At 60.7% G+C, this 16,830-nt stretch carries 12 protein-coding genes and 1 pseudogene; 6 read left to right on the top strand and 7 right to left on the bottom strand.

What is annotated here, in order from left to right:
* Positions 1-12: 12 nt before the first annotated feature.
* Complete coding sequence (locus A3OQ_RS0101665; protein WP_020173614.1) at positions 13-780, top strand: SDR family NAD(P)-dependent oxidoreductase; 768 nt, start codon at positions 13-15, stop codon at positions 778-780.
* A gap of 153 nt (positions 781-933) precedes the next feature.
* Positions 934-2,166, top strand: a complete 1,233-nt coding sequence (locus A3OQ_RS21105) for a hypothetical protein (protein ID WP_020173613.1) — start codon at positions 934-936, stop codon at positions 2,164-2,166.
* Here the strand turns inward: A3OQ_RS21105 and A3OQ_RS21100 are convergent.
* Complete coding sequence (locus tag A3OQ_RS21100; protein ID WP_083931446.1) at positions 2,163-3,947, bottom strand: ABC transporter ATP-binding protein; 1,785 nt, start codon at positions 3,945-3,947, stop codon at positions 2,163-2,165. The two genes, A3OQ_RS21105 and A3OQ_RS21100, sit on opposite strands and share 4 nt — an antisense overlap.
* Before the next feature lie 300 nt (positions 3,948-4,247).
* Between A3OQ_RS21100 and A3OQ_RS0101650 the strand changes: the two genes are divergently transcribed.
* Both A3OQ_RS0101650 and ppa read left to right on the top strand, forming a co-directional pair.
* Entirely contained in the window at positions 4,248-4,754 is a 507-nt protein-coding gene (locus A3OQ_RS0101650) for a GNAT family N-acetyltransferase (protein WP_020173610.1), read from the top strand.
* A gap of 105 nt (positions 4,755-4,859) precedes the next feature.
* On the top strand, positions 4,860-5,399 hold the full coding sequence (gene ppa, locus A3OQ_RS0101645; protein WP_026595378.1) for an inorganic diphosphatase: 540 nt from the start codon (positions 4,860-4,862) through the stop codon (positions 5,397-5,399).
* Here ppa and A3OQ_RS25255 read toward each other — a convergent pair.
* The 5 genes and pseudogenes from A3OQ_RS25255 to metX form a co-directional block, all read right to left on the bottom strand.
* A complete protein-coding gene (locus tag A3OQ_RS25255; RefSeq protein ID WP_341872090.1) occupies positions 5,396-6,673 on the bottom strand; it encodes an NAD(P)/FAD-dependent oxidoreductase in 1,278 nt (425 codons plus the stop codon). The genes ppa and A3OQ_RS25255 overlap by 4 nt on opposite strands.
* Positions 6,674-7,177: 504 nt before the next feature.
* Positions 7,178-7,492, bottom strand: a pseudogene (locus A3OQ_RS25250) (DoxX family protein); the annotation flags it as partial.
* Between the two features lie 208 nt (positions 7,493-7,700).
* Positions 7,701-8,036, bottom strand: a complete 336-nt coding sequence (locus A3OQ_RS0101635) for a hypothetical protein (protein WP_020173607.1) — start codon at positions 8,034-8,036, stop codon at positions 7,701-7,703.
* A gap of 222 nt (positions 8,037-8,258) precedes the next feature.
* Positions 8,259-8,909, bottom strand: coding sequence for a methionine biosynthesis protein MetW (metW, locus tag A3OQ_RS0101630; RefSeq protein WP_020173606.1), 651 nt, complete (start codon positions 8,907-8,909; stop codon positions 8,259-8,261).
* A 2-nt stretch (positions 8,910-8,911) separates the two neighbouring features.
* On the bottom strand, positions 8,912-10,105 hold the full coding sequence (metX, locus tag A3OQ_RS0101625; RefSeq protein ID WP_020173605.1) for a homoserine O-acetyltransferase MetX: 1,194 nt from the start codon (positions 10,103-10,105) through the stop codon (positions 8,912-8,914).
* A 794-nt stretch (positions 10,106-10,899) separates the two neighbouring features.
* Between metX and A3OQ_RS0101620 the strand changes: the two genes are divergently transcribed.
* Together A3OQ_RS0101620 and A3OQ_RS0101610 are read left to right on the top strand one after the other, a co-directional pair.
* Positions 10,900-14,571, top strand: coding sequence for an autotransporter domain-containing protein (locus A3OQ_RS0101620; protein ID WP_210162188.1), 3,672 nt, complete (start codon positions 10,900-10,902; stop codon positions 14,569-14,571).
* 260 nt (positions 14,572-14,831) lie between these two features.
* Positions 14,832-15,149, top strand: a complete 318-nt coding sequence (locus A3OQ_RS0101610) for a hypothetical protein (RefSeq protein WP_020173601.1) — start codon at positions 14,832-14,834, stop codon at positions 15,147-15,149.
* Between the two features lie 219 nt (positions 15,150-15,368).
* Here the strand turns inward: A3OQ_RS0101610 and A3OQ_RS0101605 are convergent, their stop codons facing one another.
* Complete coding sequence (locus A3OQ_RS0101605; RefSeq protein ID WP_020173600.1) at positions 15,369-16,808, bottom strand: helix-turn-helix domain-containing protein; 1,440 nt, start codon at positions 16,806-16,808, stop codon at positions 15,369-15,371.
* Positions 16,809-16,830: the final 22 nt, after the last annotated feature.

Raw genomic sequence — 16,830 nt, 5'->3', positions numbered from 1 at the left:
CGCAGGCATGCCGTGACGCTTTTCGATCTCACCGGCAAAGTGGCCTTAATCACCGGCTCGAGCCGCGGCATCGGCCGCGCCATTGCCCTTCGCATGGCCGAGCATGGCGCGAAGATCGTTGTCTCGAGCCGGAAGCTTGCAGCCTGCGAGGAGGTCGCCGATCAGATCAAGGCGCAAGGCGGGGAGGCTCTGACGCAGGCTTGCGATATCGCCGATCAAGCCGCGCTCAAAGCCTTGGTCGAGACGGCCTTGCGCCGGTGGGGCCGCATCGACATCCTCGTCTGCTGTGCATCGATCAATCCGCATTTCGGGCCGAGCGCCGAAATTTCCGACGCCGATTTCGACAAGACGATGGCCGTCAATCTGCGCAGCCATTTCCGGCTTTGTGCCGATGTGCTTCCACATATGGCCGAACATGGCGGCGGATCGATCATCATCATATCCTCGATCGCCGGCTTTCGGGGCCACGACAGATTGGGTGTCTATGCGCTTTCGAAAGCCGCCGAGCAGCAGCTCGCCCGCAATATCGCCGTCGAATGGGGCGCGCGTAACATCAGAGCCAATTGCATCGCGCCGGGACTTGTCCACACGGATTTCGCGCGGGCGCTTTGGAGCGATCCGGCGATCTATCAGGCAACGCTCCAGCATACGCCGCTGCGCCGCATCGGCATGCCGGAGGATATCGCGGGCGCCGCCGTTTTCCTGGCCTCGCCGGCAGGCCAATTCGTGACGGGCCAGACGATCATCATCGACGGCGGAAATTCCATCGCGGCCAGCTAGACCTGAAGGGCGGTGACGAAATGGCGCGGAGACAGGGGCGCCATTCGGTTCGAAACTGTGGCTGAAGCCACACAGCCGGACGAACTTATGAAGGTTAATATGAGTTCTGAAAGGTTGCCGGGCGTTTTCGCCTCGCATTGAGATCATGCCGACATGTCCGCAGTCAGCCGTTCTTTCGACGACCCGGCCGCTGAGGCGGCCAAGCTCCTCAATCGGCTGGGTCTCGCGGTTCTCGTGATCGTCACGCCTTGCGCCGGGCTGTTTTCGATTCAGGCGCTTTATTCTCTGATGCCGGTCGGCGCGGTGCTCATCCTGATCGCGGCGGTGCTGCGCGGAGATAATGGCGTTGCGCGTTTGCTTCAGGCGCTGCGGTCTCCGCTGGGAGCGCTCGCGCTTTTCATCGCCTTCTGGTCTTGTCTGTCCCTGGCTTGGACGGTCTTCCCATTGCCCGCGGGCGAACGTTTCTTCAAGACCTTTGGCCTTGGCCTGCTCGTGGCACTCGCCGCCTCTTGCCTGCCGGATCGGACCAAAGTGTCCAATCTCAATCTCATCCCGATCGGGCTTTTCGCCACGGTGCTTGCGACCCTTATCCTGATTCTGGTGGGCGTCGCCAATTTCAAAGGCGGCTCCGATATCGAAACCTCGCTTTTGCAGCGCTCGGTCATCACCCTCGTGCTTTTGATCTGGCCGGCGCTCGGCGTCTTGAGTCTGCGCGAGCGCTGGATGACGGCCGGCGCGCTTGCGATCCTCGTCGCTGTCGCCGTCATCGGCGCCTGGGCGCGGATTTCCCTGATGGCCATGGCCATCGGCGCCTTGACTTTCGCCGGCGCGATGTCTCAGCCAGTCTGGACGGCGCGCGTCGCGGCGGTGGTTTTCGCGGCACTCTTTGCGGCGGCGCCGGTTTGGGCATTCCTCACGCGATTTCTCGTCAATGCAACTGGCTTCGCGGAGAGCTTGGCGTCGCCGATGATCGTCTGGGCGGATCTGATGGCGAATGAATGGCCGCGCGTCATCACCGGGCATGGCCTTGTCATGGCGGCGGGCGGCGTGACCATGGGCTATCTTCCGGCCGAAACTCCGACAAGCCTCATGTTCGAGATCTGGTACGATCTTGGAATCGTCGGCGCCTGGGCTTTCGCGGCTCTCATTCTTTTCGCTTTTTCCGCGGCCGGCCGCACGCCCGCCAATGTCGCGCCGGCGCTTATTGCGGGCCTCGTGGCTGGATTGACCATCGCGGTCTTCGGCCTGGCGACGGAACAGATCTGGTGGGTGACGCTCGTTGCCGTCGATACGCTTGCCTTTGCCTGCCTTGTCAAAGGCTCGCATCGCGGCAAACGGCTCCTTGCGCAGACTGTCGAAGCCGAGCAAATCGAGCATATATCTTAAGGCGTGACGGGGACGGTTTTGATGCCGTTTTCGAAGAAGGCCGCATAAAGACCGCCCCTTTCGATCAGCTCGGCATGGGTGCCCGATTCGCTGACGCGGCCGGATTCGATGACGCAAATGCAAGCGGCATCGATGATCGTCTGCAGCCGATGCGCGACGACCACGGTCGTGCGGCCGCGGCGCAAGTGATCGAGCGCTTTTTGAACCTCGCGCTCGGATTCGGCATCGAGCGATGCCGTCGGTTCGTCGAGCAAAAGGATCGGCGCATCTTTCAAAATCGCACGGGCGATCGAAATGCGCTGGCGCTGGCCTGCCGACAGTTGTGTCCCGAGTTCGCCAACATTCGTGTCGTAGCCGTCCGCGAAAGACAGGATGAACTCATGCGCATTGGCCTGTTTCGCCGCGGTGACGATCTCATCTTGCGTGGCGCCGGCGCGGCCGAGCGCGATATTTTCGGCAATGGTCGCATGGAATAAAAACACGTCCTGGCTGACGGTTGCGATCTTCGAGCGCAGCGAGGCGAGATCGATATCGGCTATATTCTGTCCGTCGATCGTAATCCGGCCTGCGGAGGGATCGAAGAAACGCTGCATCAGATGGATCATGGTCGACTTGCCGCAACCCGACACGCCGACGAGCGCGGTCGTCGCTTGCGGTATGGCGACGAAGTCCAATTGATCCAGCACGGGTTCGTCCGGACGATAGGCGAAATGGACTTTTTCGAAGGCGATGCGGCCCTTGCCTACGTTCAGCGGCGGGCGTCCCGATTGACGCGCTTCGGGTGCTTCTTCGTCGAGGAGATCGTAGACGAGTTTGGCGCTGACGAGACCGTTTTGAATTTCGAGATGGAGTTTCGCCAGTCGCTTGGCTGGCTCATAGGCCATCAAAAGCGCGGCGATGAAGGAAAAGAAAGATCCCGCGTCGGCGCCGCCAGTCCTCACGCGCCAGCCTCCGTAAAGAATGACGGACGCGATGGCCAGACCGCCGAATATATCGGCGATCGGGCTCGAAATCGCCATGCCCGCGGCCATGCGGCTCGCCGCCGTCACGACCTCTTCGACCGCGCCCGTCATGCGCTTGATCATGAGCGCTTCAAGGCCGAAGCTCTTGACGACCCGGATCCCGAGCATGGCCTCCTGCATGGCAAACATGATCTTTGCCGTGCCGTCGAAGGACCGCCGCGCGAAGGTGCGCACGCGTTGAATCAGCCGGCCGAGCCAATAGGCGCCGACCGGCATCAAAGCGAGCGCGACGAGGGAGAGCGCCGGGTCCTGCACGATCATGACGATCACGAGTCCGAACAAAGTCAGCGCGTCGCGGCCGGCGCTCGTGATCAGCACCTGCAACGTGTCCCTGATGCCATTGGCGGCGATCGAAAGACGCGCCAGGAAGTCGCCGGACCGGTTGTTTTGGAGAAATCGAAGATCTTGGTAAATCAAATGCGCGAAGAGGCGCGTCTGAACGCTCGCCACGATTCTATTGCCGGTCCGGGCGAGAAGCACGAGATAGCCGTAGGTCGCGGCGCCGCGCAGCAAAAACAGACCGGCGATCGCAAGCGACAGAAGTTTGAGCTCGGCAAAGCCGTCGGGCGCCGACATGTAGTTAAGCACGGGCTTTAGCAGAAAGGCTGATAGCGCGGTCGCCGCGGCGGCCACCGCCATGAGCAGGACCGAGACGAGATAGGCCGCAACATGGGCGCGCGCATGATCGGCAAAAAGCCGCCCGATCATGGCAAGCGATTCGGTCGAAGAGACCGAAGCTTTCGTCTTTGTGGCGATCATCGGTTGCTCAAGTGTCCTCTATTCGCATTGCAATTATTTCACATTGAAAAGAAAACTCCGGCGCATGTCTGCCGGCATCGGGCCATGATGTTGTCTTTAAAAAATTTTGCGCCTTTCCTGCGTCATGCTCAAGTCGCAGGCGTGATGGTACTAAAGTAACGAAATTTGCATGTTCTTTACGCGCGCTTTGGAGGCGCGACGATCCGTCTCGCGTTTTGACGCCAAATCCTGGCCGTTTAAACCAAAGTGTGACGCAAGAAACTCTTGCGGGTTTGGACGAAGCAGTCCTAACATCAGCTCATGGTCAAGACGCTCGTAACGATCAGGACAGCACGCGAGACCGATGCCGAAGGCATCGCGGAGGTCCATGACGCTGCTTGGCGCGAGGCCTATCTCGGCGTCATCCCCGGCCGCGAGCTGGAGAAGATGGTCGCGCGGCGCGGCCCGCATTGGTGGCTCTCGGCCATCAAGCGGGGATCGCGGCTCGTGGTCCTCGATTTCGATGAGACGATCGCGGGCTATGCGAGCTATGGGCGCAACCGGCTTCGTTCCATGCCTTATGCCGGAGAGATTTTCGAACTTTACCTTGCTCCTGAGTTTCAGGGCCTCGGCTTCGGCAAAAGATTGTTCGAGGTGGCCCTTCAGGATCTTGCCGACCACGGCTATGGTTCGACCGTAGTCTGGGCTTTGGCGGATAATGACAGGGCGATGGGTTTCTACCGCAAGCTCGGCGGCAAAATCGTCCGCCAAACCCAGGAACGTTTCGGTGGAGAAACGCGCGAGCGTGTTGCCTTTGCTTTCGAATAAAGGTTGATCCACGCAGCCATTTGTCTTGCCTTATACCCTCCTTTCACGTCCAAGGCCTTGGGCTGTCTTCAGTCCATCAGCGGCCTTCCAATCGCGGAGTTCAACATGGATCTCGACGCCGTCTCCATCGGCGCAAATCCGCCCCATGACGTCAATGTTGTCATTGAAGTTCCGATCGGCGGCGAGCCCATCAAATATGAAATGGACAAGAAGGCCGGCGCGCTCGTCGTCGACCGGTTCCTTTATACGGCGATGCGCTACCCCGGAAATTATGGATTCATCCCGCATACTTTGTCGGATGACGGCGATCCTTGCGACGTTATCGTCGCCAATACGCGCGCCATCATTCCGGGCGCGATCATGAGCTGCCGGGTCGTCGGCGTGCTGCTCATGCAGGACGAAGCCGGGCAGGACGAGAAAATTCTCGCGGTGCCTTCCGCCAAACTCACGAGACGCTACGAAGGCATTCAGAATTACACGGATCTGCCGGAAATCACCTTGCAGCAGATCGAGCATTTCTTCACCCATTATAAGGATCTCGAACCCAACAAATGGGTGAAGATCCTGCGCTGGGGATCATGCGAGGAAGCCCGCGACATCGTGCTTGCCTCGATCGAGCGCGCCAAGAAGAGCACGGCCGGCTAGGGCAGGCGGCTGGTAGGTACATCGCCGGTGATCAACCGCACGCCGACCCGGTAGGTGAGATAGGACCAGATCCATCCCACCACCACCGAGATTCGATTGCGAACGCCTGCCAAAAAAGAGATGTGGACGGCGCCCCATAACCACCATGCAATGGCGCCGGAAAGCCTGATCCTGCCGAAATCGGCAACGGCCGCCTGCCGTCCAATGGTCGCCAAGCTTCCGCGGTGCTTGTAGCGGAAGGGAGGCGGCGGCTTATAGCCAAGAATGCGCGCGCGAATGACCGACGCGACATAGGTTCCAGCCTGTTTGGCGGCTGGAGCGAGGCCCGGCACGGGCGCGCCGTTCCACGCCAGCGCCAAGGCCGTGTCACCGATCCCGAATATATTCGGCCATGCGGGAACGGAGAGATTTTCGGAGACCTTGAGACGTCCGGCCTGATCAGTCGGCTGGTCGAGCCAAGCCGCGGCGGGCGAGGCGACGACGCCTGCCGCCCAGAGCACTGTCGCCGCTGGAATCCGTTGGCCGGTGACCACGGCGCCCGCCGGATCGATCTCTTCGACGCGGCTATTGAGCATCACTTCGACGCCGAGATGCTCCAATGATTGCTGCGCATGCGCCGACAGGCTTTCCGGAAAGGTCGGCAAGATTCGCGGTGCGGCCTGGACCAGGATGATGCGCGCGGTCGCCGGTTCGAAACGGCGGAATTCTCGCTCCAAGCCGTGACGTGCGAGTTCGGCGATCGCGCCCGCGAGTTCGACGCCGGTCGGGCCGCCGCCGCAAATGAGAAAGGTCAGAAGGCGACGGCGCTCGGCCTCATCGTCGGTGGTTTCCGCCTGTTCGAAGGCGGCCAGAATCCGGCCGCGCATGGCGAGCGCATCTTCGATAAATTTGAGACCGGGCGCATGCGGCGCCCAGCGATCATTGCCGAAATAACCATGGCTGGCGCCGGTCGCAAGCACCAAATAGTCGTAGCTGAATGTACGTCCATCGGTGATGACCATCTGCTTGGCGGGATCGACCCCGGTGACTGTCGCGCGGATCACGCTCACGCGGGCATCATCCCGGAAGACGGCGCGAATTGGTGCGGCTATATCAGCGGGCGACAGGCTCGCGGTTGCGACTTGGTAGAGCAAGGGTTGGAACAAGTGATAATTGCGGCGATCGATGAGCGTGATCCGTACGCGTTCGCTCCGCAATTTGGCAGCGCATGCCATGCCGCCAAATCCGGCGCCGACGATTACGACATGCGGTTCGCCGTCATCGGGCCTTGGCACTGGTCGGCGCAAATGGTCGAAGATCAGGCGATCAACGGAGAGCCGTCCGGCACCGAAAACCAGCAGCATGGCGAAGAGAAGCGCCGCGTAAAAGCTCGCGGTCTCGGCTGCCCCCATCATCCACATTCCGGAGAGGCTTAGCAGCAACAGCCCGGCGACCAGCGGCGTCGCTGCGCCGATGACGAGCAGGAAAGCTGTTGGCCACGCAATGGGTCCCGGTAGGGAGGACAGGGTCGCGACGGGAAACCAAGCGGGCGACACTGATAGGCCGATGACCGCAGCCGCCAACCAAAGCCGCATCGCCAGCGCGTACCAAGGACCGACGCGCCGTCCACACCATGCCGCCGCGGCGATAATCTGCGGTGCCAATGGCAGGGGGCTGTTCGTCAGCCCTTTTGCCATCATCCGATCCAGAGACAAGGCTCCGGCACCATTCACCGCATACCAGCCAAAGAGAACCGCCCAAAACAGATTGACGTCCAACTGCCGATAGGAAAATTGAATGACAAGCGACAGGATCAATATGGCGATCGCGGCAGGTCGCGTGAGCAGACCGACGGCTAAAAAAATCGGCCCGGCTATTTCGATGCTGGCGCCGAGCAGCGAGGCGGTCTCCGCGTTGAGCCAGCTCACGGGATATTCGTAGCGTGCGAGTTCGAGCGCCGCCGGCCAATTTCCGACCTTCAACAGACCTGACAGAAAGAAAGCTTCGGCTAGACAAAGCCGTGCCCAAAGATCGACGAAGGGCGCGGCCAATCGAAGGCCGCCGCGGGCAAGGTGCAATGCCGAGGAGAGCTGTGCTTGAAGACGGCTGTTCATGGGATATGCCTTTGCGCGTGGCGCAGAAACGAAGCCTTGCAAGAAGGTTCGCGGCGAACGGCCGAAATGTTTCGCGCGGCCGTTGCGAAGGCATTTTTTACGAAATGAAAATTGATCGGAGATCAGGCCTGGATGCGGCTGTGACACATCGGCGACGCGGGCGTGAAAGCCAGCATCGGCGATACGTTCAACTTTTCGGCATCAAGTTTTAATGCAGGCGCGAATGGCTTGGGTCGCGCGAGATATGGGTCGAGCATTCGAGATCGAAGAGGCTCAGACGCACCATCGCAACGGTCGTGCCTTGCCCGTCTCTATATTTGAGTTCGCCGCGCTCATATTTGCCGGCCGCGATCTTGCCGAAAGCGTCGAGATTGTCGATCACGAGCTTTTGGCGCTGATGGTTCGTCCCATCTCCCGTCAGCTTGAAATAATCGTTGAGCACGTCGGTTGGAATCTGCGCATGCACAACCATCGGCTCATCGCGCGCGAGAAGCGTCACGCCCTCTTTCGTCGAGGTGGCGAATTCAAAAGGTCCTAATGCCATAAGCCCTCCGCGTATGCGCGCGTCGATTATTTCTCTTAGTTTGAAGCGGGATATCGCAATGAAGTTTACGCGCTCTGCGCAAATTCATTGCGTCGGAAAACTTTTCCTTATCCCGCTTTAGTCTTATTCTCATTCAAAGAATGAGCGCTTTCGATTCCGGATCGGACATCTTCTCCGATGGCGCGTTTGTAGCAACCCTTTTTTTATTTGCCTACCGCCGCCTTATTTCACGCGGGTCAGGCGGAAAACGCCTTGTTCGCCGAAGAGATTCCACACCCACCAGGGCAGATTGAGCTGTAAGGGCGTGCCGAAATGGTCGAGCGCCACGCCGCGTTCGATTTTGGCGCCGATCTCGTCGACGAGGCTCACAAAATCGCGGATCGTGCAGAAGTGAATATTGGGCGTGTCGTACCAGGGCAGCGCGAGATTGTCGGTGATCGGCATCCGGCCGCGCAAGGCGACCTGAAACCTGATGCGCCAATGGCCGAAATTCGGAAAGGACACGATGGCATGGCGGCCGATGCGCAGCATGTGCTCTAGCACTTTGCGCGGATGCCGGGTTGCCTGCAGCGTCTGCGACAAGATCACATAGTCGAAGGCATCGTCGGGATAATCGGCGAGATCGGTATCGGCATCGCCCTGGATGACGGAGAGGCCTTTCGCCACGCAATCATTGACGCCTTTCTGGGAGAGTTCTATCCCCCGCGCGTCCACGCCGCGCTCTTCCGACAGGAGCCTCAGCAGCGAGCCGTCGCCGCAACCGACGTCAAGCACACGGCTGCGCGCTTCAACCATATCGGCAACGAGCAGAAGATCGAGACGGCCCGCGCGGGAGAGTTTTTCTCCGACGGGCTTGCTGGCCAATTTGGTCACGCCTAGTCACTCCCGCCGGCCGCGGGAGGAATGCCCCGCGCACGCGCCGCCGCTTCGAGAAAGCCGCGCGTCGTCGCGATGAAGTCGGGCACGTCGAGCAGGAAGGCATCATGGCCACGCTCGGTCTCGATGTCGACGAAGGAGACCGACGCACCGCCGGCATTCAGCGCATGAACGATGGCGCGCGAGGCCGCCGTCGGATAAAGCCAGTCCGAGTTGAACGAAACGACGCAAAAGCGCGTCTTCGAGCCTTTGAAGGCAAGCGCCAGCGAGCCGCCATAATCCTCGGCGAGATCGAAATAATCGCAGGCGCGCGTGACATAGAGATAGGAATTCGCATCGAAGCGATCGACGAAGCTCGATCCTTGATAGCGCAGATAATTCTCGATCTGAAAATCCGCGTCGAAGGAGAAGGTCGGCGCGATGCGGTCTTGCAGCTTGCGGCCGAATTTTCGCTGCAGCGCTTCATCCGACATATAGGTGATATGCGCGGCCATGCGGGCGACTGCGAGACCCTTCGTCGGCTGCCGGCCCTCGTCGAGATAGCGGCCCTTGCACCAGTCGGGATCGGCCATGATCGCCTGGCGGCCGACTTCGTGAAAGGCGATATTTTGCGAGGAATGCCGCGCCGCCGTCGCAATCGGCATGGCGGCGAAGACGCGCTCGGGATAGCTCGCCGCCCATTGCAGAACCTGCATGCCGCCCATCGAGCCGCCGACGACGCAGCAGAGCGTATCGATGCCGAGATGATCGACCAGCATGGCTTGCGCACGCACCATGTCCTTGATGGTGACGACCGGCAGGTCGAGGCCGTAAGCGCGGCCGGTCGCCGGATTTGTCGAGGACGGTCCGGTCGTGCCCATGCAGCCGCCGACGACATTGGACGAGATGACGAAATAGCGGTCGGTGTCGATCGGGCGGCCGGGGCCGACCATGATCTCCCACCAGCCGGGCTTGCCGGTGACCGGATGCGTATTGGCAACATGCTGATCGCCGGTCAAAGCGTGGCAGACGAGAATGGCGTTGGATTTCTGCGCGTTGAGCGTGCCGTAGGTCTGATAGGCGACGGTGAGCGGGCTGAGCAGCACGCCCGCGTCCATCTTGAGCGGCCGGTCGGCGCCGAAATGCGCGACGAGACTCTGCGGCGCATCCGCCTCGCGCGATTGCCCGGCTCTGTTAAAAGGGAAAATATTCACCCTGGAATGCCTGAAGCGATACCGTTCTGTTTTCCGAACGGCCTGTCCGATAATAGAAACCTTCGGAGGGCGTGAAGTCAAGAAATAGGTGATCGTCGATCGCCAGCACGGCAGGTGGCTGTTTTCCCTATTCCATTCCGGCTCCGCCGTGGCCATTTTCGCGCGGCCGCTTCCGCCTCGAAAAAGTCACGAGCTTCACGCGCGTTTACCGTAATCGGTTCGCTCATCCATTTCGACCCGGTTTGCAGTGTGTGTGTTATCAGCGCCAAGTGCGCTAAAAACTTAAGTATAAAAACTGAGTTACATTTAATTATGATACGTAGTTTTGCGTATAAACATGGGTATTACATACCATTCTCTGCTCACAACTTTGTGAGAATTGAAAAATGACTAGCGCAGACTAGACCTATTAAGTGATTGTTTCATCTGAAATGGTTTCCTCGGAGCCGTAATCTTCGACAAACAATCGTGGCCCGATAGCCGACCACGATTTCAGTCCCGCTTCTCCGATTTCGGCGAAGCGGAGGAGCGCTGCCGTGCGGCCAAGTTTTGCCGCTCGATCTGAATTTGGCTTTGCACCGAGGTCCGAGTTTCGGGGCGCGGCTTGAAGCAAATCGGCCGAACCAAATAGCCGCTCACCTCGCGGCGCGCCTGCGGAATACTGGTCGTTGGCTGCTCAAACTCCGAGCTTGCGACTCGTCATTTTCGATACTGAGTTTGAGAGTTTGGTGTGGGGCATGACTTGGTTTGAGAGGCTCGGGGCATCCGAAGTTTTTGTGTCGCCAGGGCAGCGTTTGACAGCATTGAAGTGCAATCGGTCTTTGATGAAGATCTCGTTTTTATCGATTGCGGCTGTCTCGGCTCTCATTGCTGCGCCGACACGGGCCGCGACGATAGTGGTCAACAATCAAGCGCAATTCGATGCCGCTGTCGTAGTGGCAACCCAGCCCGGGCACGCGGACACGATCGACGCTTCGACGGCCGGAACGATTGACGCGGGGACATCTCTGACGCTCCCGGGGTCGGCCACGTCGATCAATCTGACCTTCGGCACCTTAGGCATCGGCACCAACGTGGCCGACGGAACAACGACGCTCGGCGCGGGAACAACCGTTTCCTTCGGTCAGACAAATAACCCCGGCGAATTCAATATGGGCTTTGGGCACACCGGCACCCTGAACATCAATGGCGCGTCCTTAATCTTCAATGTCACCAACGCTGGAACCCAGTTCAATATCGGCCTCGATGGCGGCAATGGCATCGTCAACATGACGAGCGGAGCCGTGACGATCAACGATTCGGGTGCGACCCCTGGCGTCTTTGGCAGCATGTCCATCGGCTATCCTTTTGGGACAACCGCGGCGAACGGGACGTTCAATCAGTCGGGCGGCACAGTCTCCGTGTCGGCGGGCGCACTGAACGTTGGTGTCGCGAATGGCACCGGCACCTATAATCTGACCGGTACCGCCGTGCTGCAGGACCGGGGCGCGACCGTCTATATCGGCGGCAGCGCCGGCGGCGTTGGCAATGTAAATATCTCCGGCAATGCCATCCTCGATTTCGAGTCCATCTCCGCCGGAGCCAATGGTCAATTGTATGTCGGCGATAATTTGGGCATCGGAACCATTACGCAGAACGGTGCCGATACCTCGGTTACCTTAAATGTCGCCAACATCGCCCAATTCGGCAGCAACGCATCCGCCGGGCCGGGCGGAGGAGGAACTGGCACCTATAACCTTCTGGCCGGAACATTGGAAATCGGCGGGTTGGGAGCGGCTTTCGGCATGGATGTCGGCGGGGTCGGCTTTCTCACCCAGAGCGGCGGAACCTTGATTGCCGCCGCGCCGGTGATCATCGGCAATTCCGGCACGGGCACCTACAGTATGACTGGCGGCACCGCGAATTTTGGGGCTGGCCTGAGGATCGCGCTCCTCGCAGGGTCCACCGGCACCGTGAACCAGACTGGCGGTCTGGTAACGATCTCGGGCGGCGTCCTCACTGTCGGCGTCTCCGGTGTTGCAACCTATAATTTGAACGGCGGTCTCCTACAGGTTGGAGGCACGAATGGCATCACCGGCACGGGCAGCCTGAACCTTGGAGGCGGTGCGCTTCAGGTCATCGGCTCCGCCCTGACCACCAACGTCGCAATGGGTCTTACGGGCACGGGTTCGATCATCGATACCAACGGCTTTGGTGCGACATTCGGCGGCGTGATGTCTGGCGCCGGCGGCTTTACTAAAATCGGCGCGGGCACGCTGGTTCTGACTGGCGCGAACATCTATGGGGGCGCAACGACGATCGCCGGCGGCACGCTGCAGATCGGCAATGGCGGCACGACCGGTTCGATCGTCGGAGACGTCATCGACAACGCGGCGCTGGTTTTCAACAGGTCCAATGCCTCAGCCTTCTCCGGTGCGATCTCCGGCATGGGCTCGGTGACCAAGTTGGGCGCGGGCATCCTGACCCTTTCGGGACCGGGCACTTATGCCGGTCCGACTTTCGTCAGTGCGGGGACGCTTCAGGTCGCCGCCGCGAATGTCTTTTCACAAAGCAGCGCTTATACGATCGCGACCGGTGCGACGCTCGACCTCAACAACTTCAACAATGCGATTGGCTCGCTTGCAGGCTCGGGCACCGTCGCGCTTGGATCGGCGACGCTCACCAGCGGCAATGACGGCACCTCGACGAGCTTCTCGGGGGCTATCGGCGGGACGGGCGGGTTGACCAAAATAGGCGGTGGCGTCTTGGCCCTCACCGGGACCAGCACCTATACGGGTCCGACCAATATCAATGGTGGCATCCTCGATGTGAACGGTTCGCTGGCATCGACGGTTTCTGTCAATTCCGGCGGCACTTTGATGGGCAGCGGCACGATTGGCGGGCTCAACGTCGCGAGTGGCGGAACCGTCGCGCCGGGCAATTCCATCGGGACGTTGCACGTCGCCGGCAATGTCGGCTTCGCCGCGGGCTCGGTCTACCAGGTCGAAGTGAACCAGGCAGGACAATCGGACCTCATCGCAGCAACCGGCCATGCGACATTGGCGGGTGGCAACGTGCAAGTCTCCGGCACGGCCGCCGTCAACCACACTTATACGATCCTGACGGCGCAGGGCGGCGTCAGCGGCACCTTCTCGGGCGCCTCTTCCAATTTCGTCTTCCTCAACCCGCAGCTGACCTACACGCCGGACTCGGTGCTGTTGGACTTTCAGCAAACACGTTCCTTTCTCAGTGCAGCCGTGACGCCGAACCAGACCAATGTCGCCGTCGCTCTCGCAGGGCTTCCTCCAAATAGCCCTCTCTATCAGGCGGTGCTGATGCAGACATCGGCCGCGGGCGCGCAGCAGGCGTTCAATGCGCTTTCGGGCGAGGTCCATGCGAGCGCGCAGGCGGTTATGGTCGATGACAGCCGCTACGTCCGTCAGGCCGTGCTTGGGCGCATGCGCCAGATGGGTTACGACAATGCCGTGGGGCCGATGTCGGCACTTGGCTCTGGCGGACCGCAGGTGGCCTATGCGGAGTCTGCTGCGGGCTTTGTCGCGCATGCCGATCCCGCTGCTGCGCCCATGGCCTATGCCGATGCGCGCGGCAGCGCGCCGCTCCTTCCCAGCATTCTGCCGCTTGGCGTGCCGGTTCCGGAGACGGCCTGGTGGGCGCAAGGCGTCGGTGCCTGGGGCAGACTCAGCGGCGACAGCAATGTTGCCACCGTCAGCCGCGATCTCGCCGGCTTCTTCACCGGCGTTGATCGCCGCTTCGGCGAAAATTGGCGCGCCGGCATCGCCGGAGGCTACACAAATTCGAGCGTGAACGACAGCGGCCGTGCAAGCTCCGCCAATATCGATACCACGCATATTGGGACTTATGCGGGCGGCAATTACGGTCCTTGGAATTTTCGCGCCGGCTCCGCGATAAGTGTGAGCACTGTCAGCACAGACCGCTCGATCATCTTCCCGGGCTTCGGCGATAATGCAAGCGCGCGTTATGGCGCCGTGACGGCGCAAGTCTTCAGCGAGGTCGGTTATGGCATGGCGCTCGGTACCATCGCGGCCGAGCCCTTCGCGGGCCTCGCCTGGGTGCATTTGAGCACCGACAGCTTCCTCGAGACAGGCAGCACCATGGCGGCGCTCAACGGATTGAGCAGCCAGAACAATGTCGGCTATTCCACGCTCGGCGCCCGCATCGCGACAAATTATATCCTGCCGAACGGAATGGTGCTGACGCCGCGCGCCTCAGCCTCCTGGCAGCATGCCTTCGGCGACGTGAAACCGGACGCCGTGCTGGCATTCGAAGGCAGCGTCTCGCCATTCGCCGTTGCAGGCGTGCCGCTCGCGCGTGACGCCGCGCTGGTCGAAACCGGCCTCGATCTCCGCGTCGCGCCGCTGGCCACGATCGGCATCTCTTATACGGGCCAAATCGCCCAAGGTGTCCAGGACCATTCGGTCAAGGGCAGCCTGCTCATCAGGTTCTAGAGTCCGATTACGGCTGCTTCAGTGACACTTCAAAGAATAGGCGCCGCGCTGAAGCTTGCTGCCGGGCATTAGGCTTAACATCACGCGAAGAGCGAAATGATCCCCGCCGACCTTCGTATTGGTGTCGCTCCACTCCATATGAATGAGACCGGGCTATTTTTCGTAGCCTGTTGTCGCTGGTTCAATGCGGGCTGTCCCACAGGCAGTGAATATAACGACGGATCTTAATCCCGTAAAAATTCACCCGAGGAGGAAACGCCATGTCGTATCGGACCATCATTTCCATTGCTGCCGCCGCAACCATTATGGTCGCGAGCGTTTCGACCGAGGCTTTCGCATTCAGGGGCCGCGTCGGCGGGGTTCATGGTGGGTATCATGGCGGCTACCATGGCGCCTATCGTGGCGGTTATCACCGTTATGGCTATCGCGGCGGATATGGATATCGCGGCTATGGCTATGGCGGCGGATATGGTGTCAACCCCGGCGCCGCCGTGGGGCTTGGCATTCTGGGTTTAGGCGCCGCCGCTGCCGGCGCGGCTGCGGCCGGTGGCGGATGCGGATATCCGGGCTGCTACTGAGTTTTCTGCCAGCTCCTTCCCGTTTAGCCCTCACCCTGATGAGGTGCGAGCCATAGGGTGTTGCGAAGCGACGCCTGTCGCAAGCAACGGGCTATGGCGAGCCTCGAAGGACGAGGGCGGCAAGCGTTTCTGACGTGCGCTGCCATCTCAAGTCGCTCCTTCGTGCTTCGAGACGGCTGCTATGCAGCCTCCTCAGCATGAGGGAGCTTATTAGCGCTTCTACAAATCCTTGAACGTGAAAGGCGAGACATTGCGCATGGTCTCGTCGATGAGGAGCGCCCGCGCCGCCGGCGCTGCCGCACGTTGCGGGCAGGCGGGACGCTCGCAAAGCCTGCAATTGATGCCGATCGGCGTCACCTCCAAAGCATTGAGGTCGAGGCGTTTCGCATAGGTGAGGCGCGGCGCATATTTGATGTCGCAGCCAAGCCCGATCGCGAATTGCGGCTCGACCGCGCCCCAAGGGGTCACGGAACGGCGCACCGTGCGGGCGATCGAGAAATATTGTGAGCCGTCGGTCAATTCGACGACTTGGGTCAGGATGCGGTTGGGCTCGGCGAAGGCCGCGTGCACGTTCCAGAGCGGGCAGGTACCGCCCGAATGGGCGAAGGGAAAGCGTCCGGACGAAAAGCGCTTTGACACATTGCCCGCGATATCGACGCGCACCAGAAAGAAGGGGATGCCGCGCGCCGTCGGCCGCGCCAAAGTGGTGAGCCTGTGCACCACCTGCTCGACGCTCGCGCCGAAGCGGGCCGATAGAATCTCGATATCGTAGCCCATGAGTTCGGCCGCCTCGTGAAAGCGGCCATAGGGCATCATCAGCGCACCGGCGAAATAATTCGCGAGCGTGATGCGCAGAAGGCGCCGCGTCGTCTCGTCATTCGGTTCGAGCGTCGTGGCCAATTCGCTCAAAAGACCGTTGAATTCGGCGAAGGCCAATTGATGCGCGGCCTGAAAGGTGCGTCCCGATTGATCCATCACTTCCGAGATGAGAAGCTGCCTTCGATGATGATCGTACCAGCGCAACCTGTCGCCCATCACGTCGAGCGGCATGATCCTGACGCGGATGCCGTGGCGCGTGCGCAAATGTTCGGAGATGGCAAAGAGCGGCTCGTGGCCTGCAAGCGCGAAATCCGCGGCGAGCGTTTCGGCCGCTTCATCGAGCTGCGGGAAATAATTGCGCGCCTCGTGCAAGAGACTGCGCACCCGGTCGATCGGGCTTTCGGCTACGAAAGGTTCTGCGCGGTCGGGGTCGCGGCCCGAGGCGAAGCCTTCCTCATTGGCCTCGCGCAAAGCCGTATAGGCGCGATAGAGCCGCTGCATGGCGATGAGAAGCGCCGGCGAATGTTCGGCGGCATCCTGGAGATCGACGCGCGAGACGGATGTCTCGCGCAGAAGCGGATCGGCGAGAATCTGGTCCAATTCGCCCAGAGCCTGGTCGCTTTCGGCCACCATGAAGTCGCGCGGGTCGACGCCATAGACATCGGTGAGGCGGATGAGAACCTGGACCGTGATCGGCCGCTGGTTGCGCTCCATCAGGTTCAGGTAGCTCGGCGAGACGTCGAGATCCTCGGCCATGCGCGCCTGGGTGAGCTGGCGCTCACGGCGCAGGCGCTTAAGCCTGGGGCCAGCGAAGACTTTGCGGGAGATTGTCTCTACCATTTGTAAAGTATTTTCAAATCGA

Origin of the sequence: Methyloferula stellata AR4 (assembly GCF_000385335.1) — a bacterium.
Lineage (GTDB): Bacteria > Pseudomonadota > Alphaproteobacteria > Rhizobiales > Beijerinckiaceae > Methyloferula > Methyloferula stellata.
The sequence above is the reverse complement of the archived record's forward strand: the minus strand, read 5'-3'. Positions and strand labels throughout refer to the sequence as shown.